The sequence below is a fragment of the Moorena bouillonii PNG genome (assembly GCF_001942495.1).
Classification (GTDB): domain Bacteria; phylum Cyanobacteriota; class Cyanobacteriia; order Cyanobacteriales; family Coleofasciculaceae; genus Moorena; species Moorena bouillonii.
Genome location: NZ_MKZS01000001.1, coordinates 845397 through 866628, shown reverse-complemented (window position 1 = coordinate 866628; position 21232 = coordinate 845397). Strand labels below are relative to the sequence as shown.

At 41.5% G+C, this 21232-nt stretch carries 4 protein-coding genes; all 4 read left to right on the top strand.

Annotation, left to right across the window (positions count from 1 at the left end; genetic code table 11):
• Positions 1-995: beta-ketoacyl reductase (locus BJP37_RS03465; protein ID WP_158069388.1), on the top strand; the 995-nt coding region annotated here is incomplete at its 5' end.
• Positions 992-9856, top strand: a complete 8865-nt coding sequence (locus BJP37_RS42120; protein ID WP_081431049.1) for a non-ribosomal peptide synthetase — start codon at positions 992-994, stop codon at positions 9854-9856. The genes BJP37_RS03465 and BJP37_RS42120, both read left to right, overlap by 4 nt.
• Positions 9853-14547: a non-ribosomal peptide synthetase gene (locus BJP37_RS03435; RefSeq protein WP_075896499.1), complete on the top strand. Its 4695-nt coding sequence runs from the start codon at positions 9853-9855 to the stop codon at positions 14545-14547. The genes BJP37_RS42120 and BJP37_RS03435 overlap by 4 nt, the downstream gene beginning before the upstream one ends.
• A complete protein-coding gene (locus tag BJP37_RS03430) occupies positions 14544-20921 on the top strand; it encodes a non-ribosomal peptide synthetase (RefSeq protein ID WP_075896497.1) in 6378 nt (2125 codons plus the stop codon). Before BJP37_RS03435 ends, BJP37_RS03430 begins: the two co-directional genes overlap by 4 nt.
• Positions 20922-21232: the final 311 nt, after the last annotated feature.

Below are 21232 nucleotides of genomic sequence, written 5' to 3'. Positions count from 1 at the left end.
GTTCACCGGATGATGCTACGAGGAAAAAAATAACCGAGTTAGAAATGGCAGGAGCAGAAGTGGTGGTGGAAAAAGCCGATGTATCTGATGGGGAATCGATGAGAGGTGTGTGGCAGAGAATAGAGGAGTCAAACAGACCCTTAGGAGGAGTGATTCATTCGGCGGGGATGTTATCAGATGGAGTGCTGCAAAACCAGAGTTGGTCTAGTTTTGAACGGGTGATAGCACCGAAAGTGCAGGGTGCTTGGCATTTGCATCAATTGAGTCTCAATCAATCATTGGACTTTTTTGTGCTGTTTTCTTCGGCAGCATCTCTGTTGGGTTCACTTGGTCAGGGAAATCATTCTGCAGCTAATGCTTTTCTTGATGGTTTGGCTCATTATCGTCGAACTATGGGATTAACGGGATTGAGTATTCATTGGGGAGCAGTTTCTCAAGTGGGAGAGGCGGCTGAAAGGGGTGCAGATGTGAGGGCAACTCAGCAGGGGATGGGTGTAATATCTCCGGCTCAGGTATTGGAGTCTTTGGAACTATTGATGAGTGGTTCGGATGTGGAAGTAGGGGTGGTGCCTATTGATTGGTCAGGATGGCAGGAGAGAGTGGTGCAGTGGCCGTTTTTGGCGGATTGGTCGGAAATAACTACTTCAATAGCTACAAAGGATAATCTCCTTTTAGAACAATTAAAATCAGTTTCCTTCATGGAACGAGAAAAGATATTAATTTCTCATATTCAAAATAAAGCAGCTCGATTATTAGCTATGAAAAATAATCTAATCGATATACACAAACCTTTAATTGAAATGGGATTGGACTCTTTAATGTCAATCGAGCTAAGACATAAAATTAAAAATGAGCTAGAAGTGGATGTTCCAATGACAAAATTTATGGAAGGAATCACCATTGCTGCTCTCTCAAATCAACTAAATCAACAACTGAATCAAAGCGATAGCACAGATAACATTAAAGAAAATAACTGGATAGAGGTAGAGCTATGAACTTAATTGAATTCTTACAAGACCTTTCCCTCAAAGGGGTAAAATTATGGACTGATGGAGGAAAGTTAAAAACTGGAGGTTCCCAAGAAGTACTGACCACTGATGTTATTGCCCAACTAAAGCAGTACAAATCAGAAATATTACGGTTACTAAAGGAAAATCCAGATCTATGCCAAGTTCATCCCCTGTCTTATGGTCAAAAAGGTCTCTGGTTTTTGTGGCAGCTATCACCCCAGAGCCATAATTATAATGTGTCATTTGCGATTAGGATCTACTCCAAAGTAGATATAACTATTTGGCAACAAGTTTTTCAAGCTCTAAGGGAAAGGCATCCGTTGCTACGGAGTACATTCCCGAATTTGGGCGAACAACCAATCCAACAAATACATCAACATCAAGAGTTAGACTTCTTACAGATAGATGCTTCTAGTTGGAGTGAAGAGGAGTTAAATAAAAAGGTAGTTGCAGCTCACAGATATCCTTTTAACCTAGAAACAGAACAAGTGATGCGAGTTAGGTGGTTCACTTGCTCGGAAGCAAACCATATTATGTTACTGACAATACACCACATTGTTTTAGATGGTTGGTCATGCAACTTAATTGCTCAAGAGCTGCCACAACTGTACGAATCTCAACTAAATGGGCTTGAGGTATCCCTACCACCACTACAGTATTCTTATCAAGATTATGTTAGTTGGCGACAGGAGTTAGTAGAAGGACCAGAAGGAGAACAACTATGGAGCTATTGGCAACAAAAATTGGGCGGAGAATTACCTGTATTGAATTTGCCCACAGATAGACCACGACCTCCTATACAGACTGATAATGGTGGCAGCTACTCCTTCAAGTTATCTCAAAAGCTGACTGAACAACTAAAGGAACTAGCTAAAACAGAGAGAGCAACTCTTTATATGACTCTGTTGGCTGCTTTTGAAGTGCTTCTGTATCGTTACACAGGTCAAGAGGATATCTTGGTAGGATCGCCTACATATGGTGGTAGGACTAAAGAGGAGTTTGCCTCTATTGTTGGTTACTTCGTTGACGCAGTAGTGATGAGGGCAGATTTGTCAGGGAGTCTCTCTTTTAGAGATTTTCTATCTCAAGTCCGCCAAACAGTCCTGGAAGCGTTAGCTCATCAAGATTATCCCTTTGCTTTATTGGTAGAGAAGTTAAAGGTAGAACGTGACTCCAGTCGTTCCCCTCTTTTTCAGGCTTGCTTTCTACTGCAAAAATTCCTGGAATCTCAAGATCAACCAAAGGTGTTTTTTAGCAGGGAAAAAACCTTGATGAAATGGGCCGGACTTGAAGTAGAAGCATTTGTACTAGATCAATATGAAGGTCAATATGATTTATTACTGGAAATGTATGAAGACGACTCATCTCTGGTTGGGTTCTTAAAATACAATGCTGACCTATTTTACGAGCAAACTATTGCTCGAATGGTTGGTCATTTCCAGAACTTATTAGAAGGGATAGTGAACGATCCGCAGCAGAGAGTAACAGTACTACCATTAATGACAGAGCCAGAGCTAGACCAAATACTGGTGGAGTGGAACAATACCAAAACAGATTATCCCAAAGATAAATGTATCCATCAGTTATTTGAGGAGCAGGTAGAGAAAAGCCCAGATGCAGTAGCAGTAGTATTTGAAGGACAATTGCTGAGCTACTCCCAATTAAATAGCAAAGCTAATCAACTAGCCCACCACTTGCAAACCTTGGGAGTCAAACCAGAAATGCTAGTGGGAATATGTGTAGAGCGCTCAGTGGAGATGGTAGTAGGTTTATTAGCCATACTCAAAGCCGGAGGAGCTTATGTGCCATTAGACCCGAACTATCCCCAAGAACGCCTAGAGTATATGTTCACTGACTCCCAAGTGTCAGTGTTACTAACTCAAGAACAATTATTAGCTCAACTCCCCCAAAATCAAGCCCAAGTAGTTTTTCTAGATAGAGATTGGGAAAAAATAGCAACTGAAACACCAGAAAAAGTAGAGAGTGAAGTCAGCCCCCAAAATTTAGCTTATGTAATTTATACATCAGGTTCCACAGGTAAACCGAAAGGAGTATTGGTAGAACACAAGGGACTGTGTAATCTGGCTACAGTTCAAATGCAAGGGTTTCAAGTTAACTCGAACAGCAGAGTGGTTCAGTTCGCATCATTAAGTTTCGATGCCTCCATCTCGGAAATAGTCATGGCTTTAGGTTCAGGAGCCAGTTTGTACATAGGCAGTCGAGATACTTTAATGCCTGGAACTGGTTTAAGTCAGTGGTTGCAGTCGAACAAAATCACCCATATCACCATACCCCCCTCAGCTCTGGCAGTGATGCCAAAAGAGGAATTACCTGATTTAAAGACCATAGTGGTAGCAGGAGAAGCTTGCCCACCAGAGCTAATATCCTACTGGTCTGTGGGGCGACAATTTGTGAACGCCTACGGACCAACAGAATCAACAGTATGTGCTACCATGGCCGAATGCTCGCCAGAGTCTTCTGTGCCATCCATAGGTAGGGCGATCGGCAATACTCAAATCTACATCCTAGACAGAAATTTACAACCAGTCCCCATCGGAGTACCTGGTGAAATTTATATCGGTGGTGTTGGTTTAGGTCGTGGCTATCTTAACCAACCTCAATTAACACAGGAAAAATTTATTTCCCATCCTTTGAGGAATGTAACCGAGGAGAGGCTTTACAAAACAGGAGATTCAGCTCGTTACTTACCGGATGGCAATATTGAGTTTCTTGGCCGCATAGATAATCAGGTGAAGATACGAGGTTTCCGAATTGAACCTGGAGAAGTTGAATCAATGCTCACGAGGCATCCCCAAGTCCAACAAGCTGTAGTAATTGACAGGGAAGATACTCCAGGGAACAAGCGGTTGGTAGCATACTTAGTTCCCGAACTAGAGTTTGAACAAAATGTCCAGGAGATGGAAAGCATAGAACTTTGGCCATCAATAGCAGAATACTATGTTTATGATGAGTTATTGTACTATGCGATGACTAATGACCATCGTCGAAACCAAAGTTATCAAGTGGCAATTAATCAACTTGTTAAAGATCGAGTAGTAGTAGAAATTGGTACAGGTAAGGATGCTATTTTGGCGAGATTTTGTGCACAAGCAGGAGCTAAGAAAATCTATGCTATTGAGAGAGACCAACAAACCAGTGAGTTAGCTAAAGCTAGCGTGGATAAGTTGGGATTATCGGCACAAATTGAAATCATACATGGAGATGCGACGACAGTTAACCTACCCGAGTTAGCAGATGTATGTGTTTCGGAAATTGTGGGAGCAATAGGCGGTTCTGAAGGAGCAGCAGTAATTATTAATAATGCCAGAAGGTTTTTGAAGCCAGATGGTGCAATGATTCCCGAAAGAAGTGTAACTAAGATTGCAGCAGTAACTCTTCCAGAACCGTTACTTAATCAACCCAGGTTTACAAAGGTTTCTGGTTATTATACCCAGAAAATATTTGAACAGGTTGGGTATCCTTTTGATTTACGAGTTTGTATTAAAGGATTTCCTCAAGCCAATTTACTTTCCAATCGAGAAATATTTGAGGATTTAGATTTTAATAAATCTTTAGATACAGAGTTGACTCATCAAATTCAGTTAAGGATAGAAAAATCCGGCAGATTAGATGGTTTTCTGGTCTGGTTAAATTTGCATACTATTGAGGGTGAGTGTATAGATATTCTCGAACATGAGCATTGTTGGTTACCCGTTTATTTTCCAGTATTTGAGCCTGGTCTTGATGTGAGTGAAGGAGATGTGATTGAAGCTATTTGTAGCCGAAACCTTTGTGAAAATAATCTGAATCCAGATTATGCTATCCAAGGACGTATTATCAGGCAACAAGGAGAAGATATTGATTTTGAACACATTTCTTATCACTGGAAACAACAGTTTAAGCAAACTCCTTTTTATCAAAGGTTATTTGCAGAAAATGAAACAGTTAGCACTTCTAACTTACAAATAAAGGAAACCAAGAGCAAGGAACTGATACCACAGTTGAGAGAGTATCTGGAGTCGAGGTTGCCAGAGTATATGGTGCCATCAGGGTTAATGGTGTTGTCGCAACTGCCTCTGACTCCTAACGGTAAAGTAGACCGTAAGGCTTTGCCTGTACCAGATGTGGCCAGTAGTGTGTTAACGGAGTATGTAGCTCCAGAGACTGAGGCACAGAAGGTCTTAGCAGAGATTTGGGCCGAAGTGTTGGGAATAGAAAAGGTGGGAATACATGATAACTTCTTTGATTTGGGTGGTCATTCTTTGATGGCAACTCAGGTGGTGTCTCGGGTGCGACAAGTCCTCAATATAGAGTTCCCCCTCACAAAGCTATTTGAGAATTCCCAGCTAGTGAGTCTGGCTCAGGAAATAGAGGTATATTTAGCTCAAAGCCAGTCAGTAGAGACCGTAGCCATTCAACCAAGGGAGGAAAATGAAAATCCTCCCCCGTTATCATATGCACAACAAAGGCTATGGTTTCTAGAAAAACTGGCCTTGAGTAGCAACGCCTACAATATGCCATTGACCCTAAATCTAGTAGGTAAATTGGACTATGTAGCCCTACAAAACAGTCTCAACGAAATCATGGCTCGCCATGAAACCCTGAGAACCACTTTCAGTGAAATCAACGGCACACCAGTACAAAGAATTAAATCCCCCTTTGAATTAGAACTACCAATAATTGACCTAAGTGGGTTAACAGCATCTGAGCAAACCACCAAACTACAACAACTACTGCAAGAAGAAAATGAACTTTCATTTAATCTGGAAGTAGACCTCCCCATAAGGGTTCAGTTGTATCAACTAGGAACAACAGAACACATACTGCAAATTACATTACATCACATAGCAAGCGATGGGTGGTCACTGACAGTATTAACCAAAGAACTATCAGCTATTTACACTGCCACACTGGAAGACAAACCATCCCCATTATCCTCACTACCCATACAATATGCGGACTTTGCAGTGTGGCAAAGGAACTACTTACAAGGTGAAACTCTCGAAAAGCAACTAAGTTACTGGAAGCAAAAGCTGCAAGACCTACCCCAACTACAACTACCTACAGATAATCCCCGGCCCCCAGTTCAAACCTTTAATGGAGCAGGTATACCCATAAACATACCAGCAGCACTAACATCAAAAGTTAAACAACTGAGCCAAAAGCAGGGGACAACCCTATTTATGACCCTGTTGGCAGCCTTCAAGATATTGCTATTTCGTTACAGTGGTCAAGAAAGTATAGCAGTAGGTTCACCTATCGCCAACCGCAACCGGAGTGAAATAGAAGGGTTGATAGGTTTCTTTGTCAACTCCCTAGTCATGTACACAGACCTAGGAGGGGAACCAAGCTTCATAGAGGTATTAAACAGGGTTAAACAAACAGCCCTAGAAGCTTATGGAAACCAAGACATACCTTTTGAGAAATTGGTAGAAGAGTTGCAGCCAGAGCGGGTACTATCGCAAAACCCCTTGTTTCAGGTAATGTTGGCTGTGCAGCAGGAGGAAATCTTAAAACCATCCTTTAGCTTACCTAACTTGGAGGTAGGTTGGTATGAAGGGGGAGGAGCTGAGATGACAGTAAGGTTTGACATTGAGTTGCATCTGTTGCCAGTAGGAGAGGAAATCAAAGGATTCTGTGCCTATAACCGAGACTTGTTCTCAGCCGAAACAATTAGCCGCATGATGTCACATTATGAAAACTTACTATCAGCAGCAGTAGAGACTCCAGAACGACCTGTGAGCCAGTTGCCATTAATGACAGAGTCAGAGCTAGACCAAATACTGGTGGAGTGGAACAATACCAAAACAGATTATCCCAAAGATAAATGTATCCATCAGTTATTTGAGGAGCAGGTAGAGAAAAACCCAGATGAAGTAGCAGTAGTATTTGAAGAGCAAAGCTTAACTTACTCCCAATTAAATACTAAAGCCAATCAATTAGCCCACCACTTGCAAAGCTTGGGAGTCAAACCAGAAATGCTAGTGGGAATATGTGTAGAGCGCTCAGTGGAGATGGTAGTAGGGTTATTAGCCATACTCAAAGCCGGAGGAGCTTATGTGCCATTAGACCCTAATTATCCAACTTCACGTCTAGCTCAGATATTAGAAGATGGGGAGTTACACCTGGTATTAAGTGACTCCAACTCCCAGTTTCACTTACCAGAAACTCAAACACCTATAATAGATATAAACCAAGCTAATACGGTAGAAATACAAGCTAATGTAGTCAGTAATGTTAATCCCCAGAACCTAGCTTATGTATTGTATACCTCTGGTTCTACAGGCCGACCTAAAGGAGTAGCAATTGAACACCGCAGTCCAGTGTCCCTATTGTATTGGGCACGAGAAGTGTATACCCAAGAGGAATTATCAGGAGTATTAGCTTCCACTTCTATCTGCTTTGATCTATCAGTATTTGAGTTGTTTGTCCCCTTAAGTTGGGGAGGAAAAGTCATATTAGCTGAAAATGCTTTACATCTACCCGAATTACCAGCAGCAGGAGAAGTAAGCCTAATCAACACAGTACCATCAGCAGCCAGAGAATTAGTCAGAAACCAAAGTATCCCCACTGGAGTAACAACAGTGAATCTGGCAGGAGAGCCCCTAGATAATCAACTGGTTCAACAACTGTATGAGCAACAAACAATTAAAGCAGTATACAACCTTTATGGTCCTAGTGAAGACACAACCTACTCAACATATGGCTTAATGGAAAAAGGAGGAACCAAGTCACCAACCATAGGTAGGCCAATAGCGAACACCCAGGTATATATTTTTAACGCTCATCAACAACCTGTACCCATAGGAGTAGCAGGAGAGCTACACATAGCAGGAGAAGGACTAGCACGAAGTTACTTAAAACAAGCAGAATTAACCGCTGAAAAATTCATCTTTTGGCAGGAGAAAAAATTATATAAAACTGGAGACTTGGTACGTTATTTATCTGATGGCAACATAGAATTTATCGGTAGAATAGACCATCAAGTAAAAATCCGAGGCTACCGCATAGAAACCGGAGAAATTCAAGGGATTTTAAATGAACATCCCAAAGTCCAACAAGCTGTTGTAATTGCCAGAGAGGATCAGCCAGGAGATAAACGTTTAGTAGGATACCTAGTAGCTGAAACTGAAACTGCGACTAATTTGAACCAAGAACTCTCAAATGATCAACTCAGTAATTGGCAAGAAGTATTCAATGAACAAATAGAGAATGAGGACAGAGAAATTACTGACCCCTTATTCAACATCTCAGGTTGGCGCAGCAGTTACGACAACCAACCCATACCAGAAAAGCAAATGCGGCTCTGGGCAGGAGATGTAGTAACTCAAGTATTAGCGGCTAAACCAAAGAGTGTGTGGGAAATAGGTTGTGGCACAGGAATGCTGCTGTTTCAAATTGCACCCCAGACACAAAACTATTATGGCACAGATATTTCTAACGTCTCATTAGAATACATCAAAAAACAAATAGAACCCGAACCAGACAAATATAGTCATGTATCCTTAGCACAGAAACGAGCCGAAGACATGGCTGATGTGGCTCCTAACACTTTCGATGTCGTGCTACTAAGTTCTATCGTGCAGTATTTCCCGAGTATGGAATATCTATTGCAAGTAATAGAAGAAAGTATCAGGGTAGTAAAACCAGGAGGAATGATTTTCCTAGGGGATATCCGCAATTTCTACTTAATGAAAGCATTTCATAGTTCGGTACAACTGTATCAAGCAACCCCATCACTGTCAGGACAACAACTCAAGTCAAAGATAGACAGAAAAATGGAGCAGGAGACCGAGTTGTTAGTGTCACCAGAGTTGTTTGTATGTCTCAAAGAAAAATCTCCAGAAATAAGTCATGTACAAATACGTTTACAGAGGGGAAAAGAAAACAATGAACTGAATAAATATAGGTATAACGTACTGTTGCATATAGAAGCGAAACCAGGAAAAGTAATAACACCGACGGTAGAAAGTGGAGCAGCTCTGGGTGTTCAAGAGATAGAAACTTATCTGCGAGAGCAAGAGCCAGAATCAGTTTGCTTTAGTGGTTTAGTAAATAGCAGAGTGGCTAATGATGTAGAGTTGGTAGAGTTGCTATCACAGCCAGAATCAAAACAGAATGTGCAGCAGTTGAGGCAGTTTTTCAAGTCAAAGGAAAGCAAGAGCATTGAACCAGAGAGGTTATATGAACTAAGTGCATCTCTAGGGTATAGCTTAGAATTGTGTTGGTCAGCTCAGGGAAGTCCGGAATTGATGGATGCGGTATTTGTACGCAGTGAGTTAGCAGCAGAGGGAATAGTGTTAACACCCCTGACTCAAAAATCGGTGGTAGGAGGTAACTGGAATAATTATGGGAATAATCCGTTGATTTCCCAGTTGAGAAAGGAACTGATACCGCAGCTAAGAGAGTATCTGGAGTCGAGGTTGCCAGAGTATATGGTGCCATCAGGGTTGATGGTGTTGTCGCAACTGCCTCTGACTCCTAACGGTAAGGTAGACCGTAAGGCTTTGCCTGTGCCGGATATGGCTAGTAGTGTGTTAACGGAGTATGTGGCTCCTCAGACAGAAACACAGAAGATATTAGCAGAGATTTGGGCCGAAGTGTTGGGTATAGAACAGATAGGTATACACGATAACTTCTTTGATTTGGGTGGTCATTCTTTGAGGGCAACTCAGGTTGTGTCTCGGGTAAGACAGGGTTTTGGCAATGAACTGACTTTACAGGGTTTATTTGAGTCACCAACTATTGCTGGCATAGCTAAAAATATTGAAGTGGTGCGTCAGCTACCCCAAGATAAGACTACGTTAATTTCAGAAACAGAAGAATATGAGAGGTTTGTGTTATGAAAACAGTTGATTTTATTTCTTACCTGCAAAATCTGGGTGTTAAACTTTGGATAGAGCAAGAGCAACTCGAATGTTATGCTCCCAAGGGAGCAATGACAGCAGAGCTAAAACAGAATCTAGTGGAGCGCAAGACAGAAATTTTAGAGTTTATTCGAGAAGTACAAATAACTCAGAAATCTGTAGCTAGTTCCATTCAATCAGTTTCTAGGGAGCAAGTCATCCCATTGTCCTTTGCACAACAAAGGCTATGGTTTATAGAAACAATGGGCTTGAGTAGCAATGCCTACAATATGCCATTAATCCTACGTCTAGTAGGAAAATTGGACTATGTAGCCCTACAAAAAAGTTTCAACGAAATCATTGCTCGTCATGAAGCTCTGAGAACCACCTTCAGTGAAATTAACGGTACACCAGTACAAATAATTCAACCCCCCTTTGAACTAAAAGTACCCAGAATTGACCTAAGTGAGTTAACAGCATCTGAGCAAACCAGCAAACTGCAACAACTACTCCAAAAAGAAAATGAACAAACATTTAATCTAGAAGTAGACCTCCCCATACGGGCTCAGTTGTTTCAACTAGGAACAACAGAACACATACTGCAAATCACATTACATCACATAGCAAGCGATGGCTGGTCACTGACAGTATTACCCAAAGAACTCTCGGCTATTTATACTGCCACACTGGAAGAGAAACCATCTCCATTACCCTCACTACCCATACAATATGCCGACTTTGCAGTGTGGCAAAAGAACTACTTACAAGGTGAAACCCTTGAAAGTCAACTCAACTACTGGAAGGAAAAGCTGCAAGACCTACCTCAACTACAACTACCCACAGACCATCCCCGACCAGCAGTTCAAACTTTTAACGGAGGGGGGATACCGATAAACATACCAGCAGCAGTAACATCAAAAGTTAAACAACTGAGCCAAAAGCAGGGAACCACCCTATTTATGACCCTGTTAGCAGTATTTAAGGTATTACTGTCTCGTTACAGTGGTCAAGAAAGTATAGCAGTAGGTTCACCCATAGCCAACCGCAACCGCCGAGAAATAGAAGGGTTAATAGGTTTCTTTGTCAACTCCCTAGTCATGTACACAGAGCTGGGAGGGAACCCTAGTTTCACAGAAGTATTAAACCGAGTTAAACAAACAGCTCTAGAAGCTTATGGTCATCAAGACATACCCTTTGAGAAATTGGTAGAAGAGTTGCAACCAGAACGGGCACTATCGCAAAACCCCTTATTTCAGGTGATGTTTGCCGTTCAGCAGGAGGAAGCATTAAAACCATCCTTTAGCTTACCCAACTTGGAAGTAGGTTGGTATGAAGGGGGAGGAGTTGAGATGACAGTGAGGTTTGACTTAGAGTTACATCTGTGGCCAGTAGGAGAGGAAATCAAAGGATTTTGTGCCTATAACCGAGACTTGTTCTCAGCCGAAACAATTAGTCGCATGATGTCACATTATGAAAACTTACTATCAGCAGCAGTAGAGACTCCAGAACGACCTGTGAGCCAGTTGCCATTAATGACAGAGTCAGAGCTAGACCAAATACTGGTGGAGTGGAACAATACCAAAACAGATTATCCCAAAGATAAATGTATCCATCAGTTATTTGAGGAGCAGGTAGAGAAAAACCCAGATGCAGTAGCAGTAGTATTTGAAGAGCAAAAGCTGACCTATTGCCAATTAAATAGCAAAGCTAATCAACTAGCCCACCACTTGCAAACCTTGGGAGTCAAACCAGAAATGCTAGTGGGAATATGTGTAGAGCGCTCAGTGGAGATGGTAGTAGGTTTATTAGCCATACTCAAAGCCGGAGGAGCTTATGTGCCATTAGACCCTAATTATCCCACTTCGCGTCTCCATTACATGGTAGAAGATGCACAACTATCCATGATTTTGACTCAAGAAAAATGGCAACATCATCTATCGGAGACAAAAGCATCTGAGATCTGTTTGGATACAGATTCCGAAATTATTAATCAACAGAGTCAGGAAATACCCGAAAATCAGATAACAGCTAATCAGTTAGCTTATGTTATCTATACTTCAGGTTCGACGGGTAAACCAAAGGGAGTTACTATTCCTCATCAAGGAGTAGTTAGGCTTGTTAGCAACACCAACTATGTGCAACTGGAAGCAACAGACCGAGTAGCTCAAGTTTCCAACACCTCTTTTGATGCAGCCACATTTGAAATTTGGGGAGCTTTATTACACGGAGGCGTGGTAGTAGTAATTACCAAATCTCTACTCCTTTCACCTCAAGAGTTTGTCAACTATATCAAACAAGAAAAAATTACGACACTGTTTTTGACAACAGCTTTATTTAATCAGTTGACCTACTCAGCACCAGAAGCATTCAGTACCTTGAAACATTTGTTATTTGGAGGAGAGGCAGTAGACCCCAAATCAGTGAAACAGGTAGTTGAAAAAGGGGCACCAGAAAGATTGCTTCATGTGTATGGACCGACAGAAAACACAACATTTTCTTCATGGTACAAGGTGAGTGAAGTAGCAGAAGGAGCAACAAATCTGCCCATAGGTAAGCCAATATCTAACACCCAGATATACATCCTTGACCAAAATTTACAACCAGTACCCATAGGAGTAGTAGGAGAACTACATATAGGAGGAGATGGTTTAGCAACAGGTTACTACAACCGCCCGGAACTGACAGCCGAGAAATTTATTCCCAACCCTTTTGATAACTCAAAAGTTAAAAGTCAAAAGTCAAAATTATATAAGACAGGGGATTTGGCTCGGTACTTAGAGGATGGCCACATCGAGTTCTTGGGTAGAATAGACCACCAAGTAAAAATCAGGGGATATCGCATTGAAACAGGAGAAATAGAAGCAGTTCTCAATTCATACCCTCAAGTTAAAGAAACGGTAGTATTAGCAAGAGAAGATAACCCAGGAGATAAACGTTTAGTAGCATACATAGTACCAGAAACCGAAAGCACAACCAGTTCCAACCCCGAACTTTCAGAAACCAAAGTAGATAGTTGGCAAGATATATTTAACCAACAAATATATGACCAACTAAGTGAAGTAAGTGACCCCCTATTCAACACCAGAGGATGGATAAGCAACTACGATAACCAGCCGATACCAGTAGAGCAAATGCGCGTCTGGGCTGGGGATATAGTAACTCAAGTATTAGCCAAGAAGCCAGAGAGTGTGTGGGAAATAGGTTGTGGAACAGGAATGCTGCTATTTCAAATCGCACCGCAGACAGAAAAATATTATGGCACAGATATATCCAAGTTATCATTAGAATACATTAAAAAACAAATAGAAGAGCAACCAGACAAATATAGTCATGTATCCTTAGCACAGAAGCGAGCTGAAGACATGGCTGATGTGGCTCCTAACAGTTTCGATGTAGTGCTTCTGAGTTCAATAGTCCAGTATTTCCCCAGTGTAGAGTATTTGTTGTCAGTAATAGAAAATAGTATCAGGGTAGTCAAACCAGGAGGAACGATCTTCCTAGGGGATATCCGCAGTTTTCCATTAATGAAAGCATTTCATAGTTCGGTGCAACTGTATCAAGGAACTCCATCACTATCCCTAGAACAACTCAAGGCCAAAATAGACAGAAAAATGGAGCAGGAGACCGAGTTGTTAGTGTCACCAGAGTTGTTTGTAGCTCTCAAGGAAAAACATCCAGAAATAAGTCATGTACAAATACGTTTGCAGAGGGGCAGAGAACACAATGAACTGAGTAAATATAGGTATAGCGTACTGTTGCATATAGAGGCTCAACCAGGAACAGTAATAACACCAACGGTAGAAAGTGGAGCGGATTTGAGTGTTCAAGAGATAGAAACTTATCTGCGAGAGCAAGAGCCAGAATCAATTTACTTTAGTGGTTTAGTAAATACCAGAGTAGCTAATGATGTAGAGTTGGTAGAGTTGCTATCACAGCCAGAGTCAAAACAGAATGTGCAGCAGTTGAGGCAGAAGTTAGAGTCAAACGAAAACAAGGGTATCGATCCAGAGAGGTTATATGAACTAAGTGCATCTTTGGGGTATAGCTTAGAGTTGTGTTGGTCAGCTCAAGGAAGTCCGGAATTGATGGATGCGGTATTTGTGCGGAGTGAGTTAGCAAAAGAGGGAATCGTGTTAACACCCCTGACTCAAAAATCGGTGATAGGAGGTAAATGGAATAATTATGGGAATAATCCGTTGAGTTCCCAGTTGAGAAAGGAATTGATACCGCAGGTGAGAGAGTATCTGGAGTCGAGGTTGCCAGAGTATATGGTGCCATCAGGGTTAATGGTGTTGTCGCAACTGCCTCTGACTCCTAACGGTAAAGTAGACCGTAAGGCTTTGCCTGTACCAGATGTGGCCAGTAGTGTGTTAACGGAGTATGTAGCTCCAGAGACGGAGATACAGAAGAACTTAGCAGAGATTTGGCAAGAAGTGTTGGGAATAGAAAAGGTGGGAATACATGATAACTTCTTTGATTTAGGTGGTCATTCTTTGATGGCAACTCAGGTTGTGTCTAGAGTTCGGGATACTTTTAATATTGAGTTACCTATAACAAGTATATTTGAATATTCAACTATAGAACAATTAAGTACTTACCTTGAAAATACTAGTAATATTAACGTATCTCTAGCACAACGACTACAAACAACCTCTAATAATCCAGAAAAACGGGAGGAAATAGAGCTATGAAAACATTAGAAAAATTTTTAGACGATCTGGCTAATCAAGATATAAAATTATGGCTTGAAGGTCAACGCTTGCGCTGTAATGCTCCAGAAGGAGTTTTGACATCAGAGCTACGAACTAAATTAAGCGATCGTAAGCAGGAAATTATTACTTTTTTGCAACAAGCTAATTTAAAGAGAGAATTCAAGGAAGACTTAATTAATCCTATTGAGCGAAATGGCAATCCTCCGCCATTATCCTTTGCGCAACAAAGGCTATGGTTTATTGAAAAAATGGCTTTGAGTAGGAATGCCTACAATATGCCATTAACCCTAGAGCTAGTAGGAAAACTCGACTATGTAGCCCTAGAAAAAAGTCTCAACCAAATCATTGCTCGCCATGAAACTCTGAGAACAACTTTCAGTGAAATCAACGACACACCACTACAAATAATTCAATCCCCCTTTGAATTAGAACTACCTATACAAGACCTAAGTGAGTTAACACCATCTGAGCAAACCACCAAACTGCAACAACTACTCCAACAAGAAAATGAACTTTCATTCAATCTAGAAGTAGACCCCCCCATACGGGCTCAGTTGTTTAAACTAGGAAAAGCAGAACACATACTGCAAATCATATTACATCACATAGCAAGCGATGGCTGGTCACTTACAGTATTACCCAAGGAACTTTCAGTTATTTACACTGCCATAGTGCAAGACCAACCATCCCCAATACCAGAGTTGCCCATACAATATGCGGACTTTGCAGTGTGGCAAAGGAACTATTTACAAGGTGAAACCCTAGAAAGTCAACTAAGTTACTGGAGGCAAAAGCTCCAAGACTTACCTCAAATACAACTACCCACAGACCATCCCCGACCTCCAGTTCAAACTTTTAATGGAGCAGGTATACCCATAAACATACCAGCAGAGCTGACCTCAAAAGTTAAACAACTGAGTCAAAAGCAGGGAACTACCCTATTTATGACCCTGTTAGCAGCCTTCAAAGTCTTAATGTCTCGTTACAGTGGTCAAGAAAGTATAGCAGTAGGTTCACCTATAGCTAACCGCAACCGCAGAGAAATAGAGGGGTTGATCGGTTTCTTTGTCAACTCCCTAGTCATGTACACAGACCTAGGAGGAGACCCTAGTTTCACAGAGGTATTAAATCGAGTTAAACAAACAGCTCTAGAAGCTTATGGTAATCAAGACATACCCTTTGAGAAATTGGTAGAAGAGTTGCAACCGGAACGTTCTTTATCGCAAAGCCCCTTGTTTCAGGTAATGTTTGCCGTTCAGCAGGAGGAAGTATTAAAACCATCCTTTAGCTTACCCAACTTGGAAGTAGGTTGGTATGAAGGGGGAGGAGCTGAGATGACAGTGAGGTTTGACTTAGAGTTACATCTGTGGCCAGTAGGAGAGGAAATCAAAGGATTCTGTGCCTATAACCGAGACTTGTTCTCAGCCGAAACAATTAGTCGCATGGTGTCACATTATGAAAACTTACTATCAGCAGCAGTAGAGACGACCGAGCAACCTGTGAGCAAGCTGCCATTAATGAAAGAGGCAGAGCGAGACCAAATACTGGTGGAATGGAACAATACGAAAACAGATTACCCAAATAACAAGTGTATCCGTCAATTATTTGAAGAGCAGGTAGAGAAAACCCCAGATGCAGCAGCAGTAGTATTTGAACAACAAAAGCTGACCTATTCGGAATTAAATAGCAAAGCTAATCAACTAGCACATTACTTGCAAAAGTTGGGAGTAGTTCCAGATACCCTAGTGGGTATATGTGTAGAGCGTTCAGTAGAAATGGTAGTAGGTATATTAGCCATACTCAAAGCTGGAGGAGCTTATGTGCCACTAGACCCCAATTATCCATCAGAACGTTTGGCTTATATGATTTCTGATTCCCAAGTATCCATATTGCTAACTCAGCAATCATTAGTAACGTTATTATCAGAACATGAAGCTCAGATAGTGTGTTTAGATAGTAACGACAACCTATGGTCAGACTGTTCTCAAGGCAATTTAAGTAGTGAAGTCAAACCATCGAACTTGGGCTATGTTATTTATACCTCTGGGTCTACAGGTAAGCCAAAAGGAGTGGCTATGAGCCAAGGTTCTCTAGTGAATCTAATCCTTTGGCAACAGCAGGAAACAATAGTTGGTCAAGGAGCAAAAACTCTGCAATTTGCTCCTATTAGCTTTGACGTATCCTTCCAAGAAATATTCTCCACTTGTTGTTCAGGAGGGATTCTGGTATTAGTGTCTTCAGAACTGAGGCGTGATCCGTTAGGATTGATGGAATTCTTAACTCACAATCAGGTAGAGCGACTATTTTTACCCTTTGTAGCTTTACAACAGTTGGCCTTAGTGGCATCTCAATGCCAAAATCTGCCACCATTGCGTGAGGTGATAACAGCAGGGGAACAATTGCAAGTGACAGCAGACCTGATGGAGATGATGAAGCGACTGCCTGAATGTAGACTGCAAAACCAATATGGACCATCAGAAAGCCATGTAGTTTCTGCTTACACATTAGAAGGAGATGCGGATAACTGGCCGAAACTCCCCCCGATAGGTCGTCCGATTGCCAATACTCAACTTTATGTTCTCAGTGGTGAGCAACAACCATTGCCAGTAGGGGTTCCAGGAGAACTTTACATTGGTGGAGTCGGTCTGGCAAATGGTTATCTGAACCGCCTAGAATTAACAACTGAGAAATTCATCCCTCATCCTTTTGATAACTCAAAAGTCACAAAATTATATAGAACAGGAGACTTATGTCGTTATCTAGCTGATGGCAACATAGAGTTTTTAGGGCGGATAGACAACCAAGTAAAAATCCGAGGATACCGGGTAGAAACGGGAGAAATAGAAGCGACCCTAACTCAACATACTATAGTTAAAGAAACAGTAGTATTAGCCACCGAAGACAACCTAGGTAATAAACGTTTAGTGGCGTATATAGTGTTAGAAACCCAAACTCTAGCTAGCTCAAACCAAGAGATATCAGAGGCAGAACAAATCAAGAAATTGAAACAGTATCTGAAAGAGCAGTTTCCGGAGTATATGATACCGAGCGGTTTTGTAGTGTTGTCGCAACTGCCTCTGACTCCAAGTGGAAAAGTAGACCGGAAGGCATTACCTGTACCGGATAATCTCAGTAGTGTGTCAACGGAGTATGTAGCTCCTGAGACGGAGACACAGAAGGCATTAGCAGAGATTTGGAGAGAAGTGTTGGGTATAGAACAGATAGGTATACACGATAACTTCTTTGATTTAGGTGGCCATTCTATGAATGCCACTCAGGTTGTGTCTCGGGTGCAACAAAGATTGCCAGTAGAGTTCTCTATAAGTAAGCTATTTCAAAATCCTACTATCGCTCAACTAGCAGAAGTTTTAGTTGAACAAGAGTTGGAACCAAAGGAAAGTCAAGTTATTCCAAGGGTTTCTAGGGAACAGGAAATTCCCCTTTCTTACCCTCAAGAATTTATTTTGGGCTGGCGTCCGTTGAACGGTATGTATAGTTTTACCGTAGATGGTCTTCTCAATCTAGCAACCTTAGAGCAAAGCTTCAACGAAATCATCCGACGACATGAAAGCCTACGAACCACTTTTCCCTCCATAGATGGAAAACTTATACAAGTAATTTCGACCGTCGCCAAAATTAATCTGTCAGTAGTAGAATTACCATCATCAGCAGAACAGATAACCAAACTTGAACAGCTAGTCAGAACTGAAGCCCGAAAATACTTTGACCTAGCAAGCCCCCCGCTGTCTGTCACCCTCGTACGACTTAGCCCAGAAACTCATGTAGTAATATTGGTCATAGACCACATAATATATGACGGTTGGTCTATAAACATACTAATCTCAGAACTATATAAATTGTATGAAGCCTACAGTCAAGGAAACCCATCCCCATTACCAGAACTACCCATTCAATATGCCGACTACTCCCACTGGCAACGACAACAAACAGCAGAGGTATTAGAAGAACATCTAAGCTACTGGAGACACAAACTAGCAGGAACTTCCTCAATATTACCCCTACTAACAGACCGCCGACCTCCAGAAGTGCAAAGTCGCGAGGGAAGATTCGAAAAATTGGAACTCAATCAGAACTTAATACAGAAACTTGAGCAACTGGGTCAAGAGTTAGGTACAACATTATTTACGACTATGCTGAGTGCAACTTTTGTCTTATTGTATCGTTATAGTGGAGAGTCTGACTTAATAGTAGGTGCAATAACTGCTAACCGCAACCGAGTCGAAATCGAACCATTAATTGGTATGTTTGCAAGCATCCTTCCAATTCGTTCTCAGTTCTCAGATGACTCTAGCTTTACCGAATTGTTAACTCAAGTCAAACAAACAACTGAAGATGCCTATAAACATCAGGATTTACAATTTCCACAGCTATTAGAGGAACTTATTCCAGGTACGGAAGTTAAGGAAAACCGTCTAATGCGAGTGTACTTTGACTTTCTAAATATCAAATCACTGGACTCTTGGGATTTACCAGGATTAAGAGTGACTCCTAGGGTTGCAGATTATCCAGACATTGCTAGTAGAATGGATTTAGAAATATATCTCTGGAAAGCACAATCAGGACCAGAACACGAAGCTTATGTTTGTTACAACACAGACATATTTGACGGAGCAACCATTGCTAGGTTGATGGAACATTTCCTAACTTTACTAGAAGCAATAGTAGCCAACCCCCAAGAAAAAATCTCAAAACTCCCCCTAATAACAACCGCAGAAAAACAGAAAATTCTGCAGGAATGGAATAACAGCAAAATAGATTATCCAACAGACAAATGTATCCATCAATTATTTGAGAATGTTGTTGAAAAGAACCCAAATGCAGTAGCTTTAATATTTGAGGAGCAACAATTAACCTACGCCCAACTCAACTACAAAGCTAACCAACTTGCCCACCATCTATTAGGTTTAGGCATAAGCACAGAAACACCAGTAGGCATATATATTGACCCTACTCTAGAAAGAATCGTCGGTTTATTAGCAATACTCAAGGCAGGAGGAGCTTATGTAGCAATAGATCCAACCGACAAATCACAGGATTTGCAGTCAATTTCAGTAATTTTAACTCTAAACGACCTCAAATCAGAAATTCCTGACTCCAATGCTCAAATTCTGTGTCTAGATACTGAGTGGGAATCAATAGCTACACAGAATACAGAAAACCCAAATACAGCAACAACAGCTACCAATCTTGCCTATATCCTCAATCAAACCCCAGCGCGAGCATCCTGCTCGCCAGTAGAACATCAGGCTGTAGCTCAACGTTTACAATGGCTACAAGAAACGCTGAAAATAACTAATCAAGATATTCTACTGCATAAAACATCTCTGACTCAAGATGTAGCTCTTCTAGAAATAGGTTTACCTCTAATCAGTGGTGGTAGTATCGTTATAGCTGCAAATGACGAGCCTACAGAATTACAGAAATTAATCGGCCAGCACAAAGTAACTATAGTTCACCTGTATCCGTCAGAACTAACCACCTGGTTAAATACAACTAACAAGGCACCTTTTTTGAACAGTTGGCGATCGCTTCTTTGCAGTGGAGAAACCCTATCAACAGAAATAGCCAATAAATTTCTACAAAGTTACCCAGTTTCATTACACAACTTCTACAGTCTCCCAGAAGCAGGAGGAGAAGTTACCCACTGGCAATGGCTAGAAGAACCTCCCAGAGAAAATGTACCTGTAGGCAACCCTGGTCGGTTATCAGTTTATGTATTAGACCAACACCAAGACCCTGTTCCCACCGGAGTACCAGGAGAAATTTATATTGGAGGTTCCAGTTTAGCCAGAGGTTATCTGCATCAACAGCAACAGATATCACAGAAATTTATTGAGCATCCCCAATTAGGTAAACTATTCCAAACAGGGGATATAGGTCGTTATCACAACCAAGGTTATCTAGAAATAGTCGGTGTAAAACAAAGGTATACATGGTTCCAAGGGAAGCGAATAGAACTAGCGGACATAGAAACCGCCCTATTATCAGCTCCTGGAGTAGAACAAGCTTATGTATTAGCTAATCAAACATTCCTAGTAGCTTATGTTGTGGTGGCAGGAGCCTGGAACCCCAAACAATTACAGTCCCAAATTCAACAACAGTTACCTCCATACATGATGCCAGGAGCTTATTTTCCTGTATCAAGTTTACCTTTGACTCACGAAGGAAAAGTAGATGAAGTAGCCTTAGCGCATTTCCCAATAACTGACAATGAGACGGAGCGTAAAATTGCTCAGAAGCGATTGAGGGATTCCCACGTGTATATATCGCCACTAGGAGAACACAGCCATGAAGAAGAATCAAGAGTACCAAAAATGGCTCTTGGACAGTGAGTGACATACTCCTACACTGACTCTGCTCTTACAGAGCCGCTTCGCGAACGAGTGAGCGTGTAGGCTTCTTGCCAACTCCACCCAACGGTTCGGATACTCGGCAAGCTTTATTAACGACACGGGATGCCCCTCCGCGCCGGAACAATACAATAATTTCTATTTTTTAGGAACGTAGGTGACTGACAAACCAGCATTTTCGGCTTTGTTTCTCAGTACATATATTATAGCAATTTTATAATACCCTGTGCAAAATTCATCCCACACCTATGCTACGCATTAGCTGTGGGGCTTCTTTTGCCGGACAGCTAAAA

Bases quoted from the DNA above. Each gene is read 5' to 3' on its own strand.
- BJP37_RS42120 (WP_081431049.1), top strand. From the start codon at position 992: ATGAACTTAATTGAATTCTTACAAGACCTTTCCCTCAAAGGGGTAAAA.
- BJP37_RS03435 (WP_075896499.1), top strand. From the start codon at position 9,853: ATGAAAACAGTTGATTTTATTTCTTACCTGCAAAATCTGGGTGTTAAA.
- BJP37_RS03430 (WP_075896497.1), top strand. From the start codon at position 14,544: ATGAAAACATTAGAAAAATTTTTAGACGATCTGGCTAATCAAGATATA.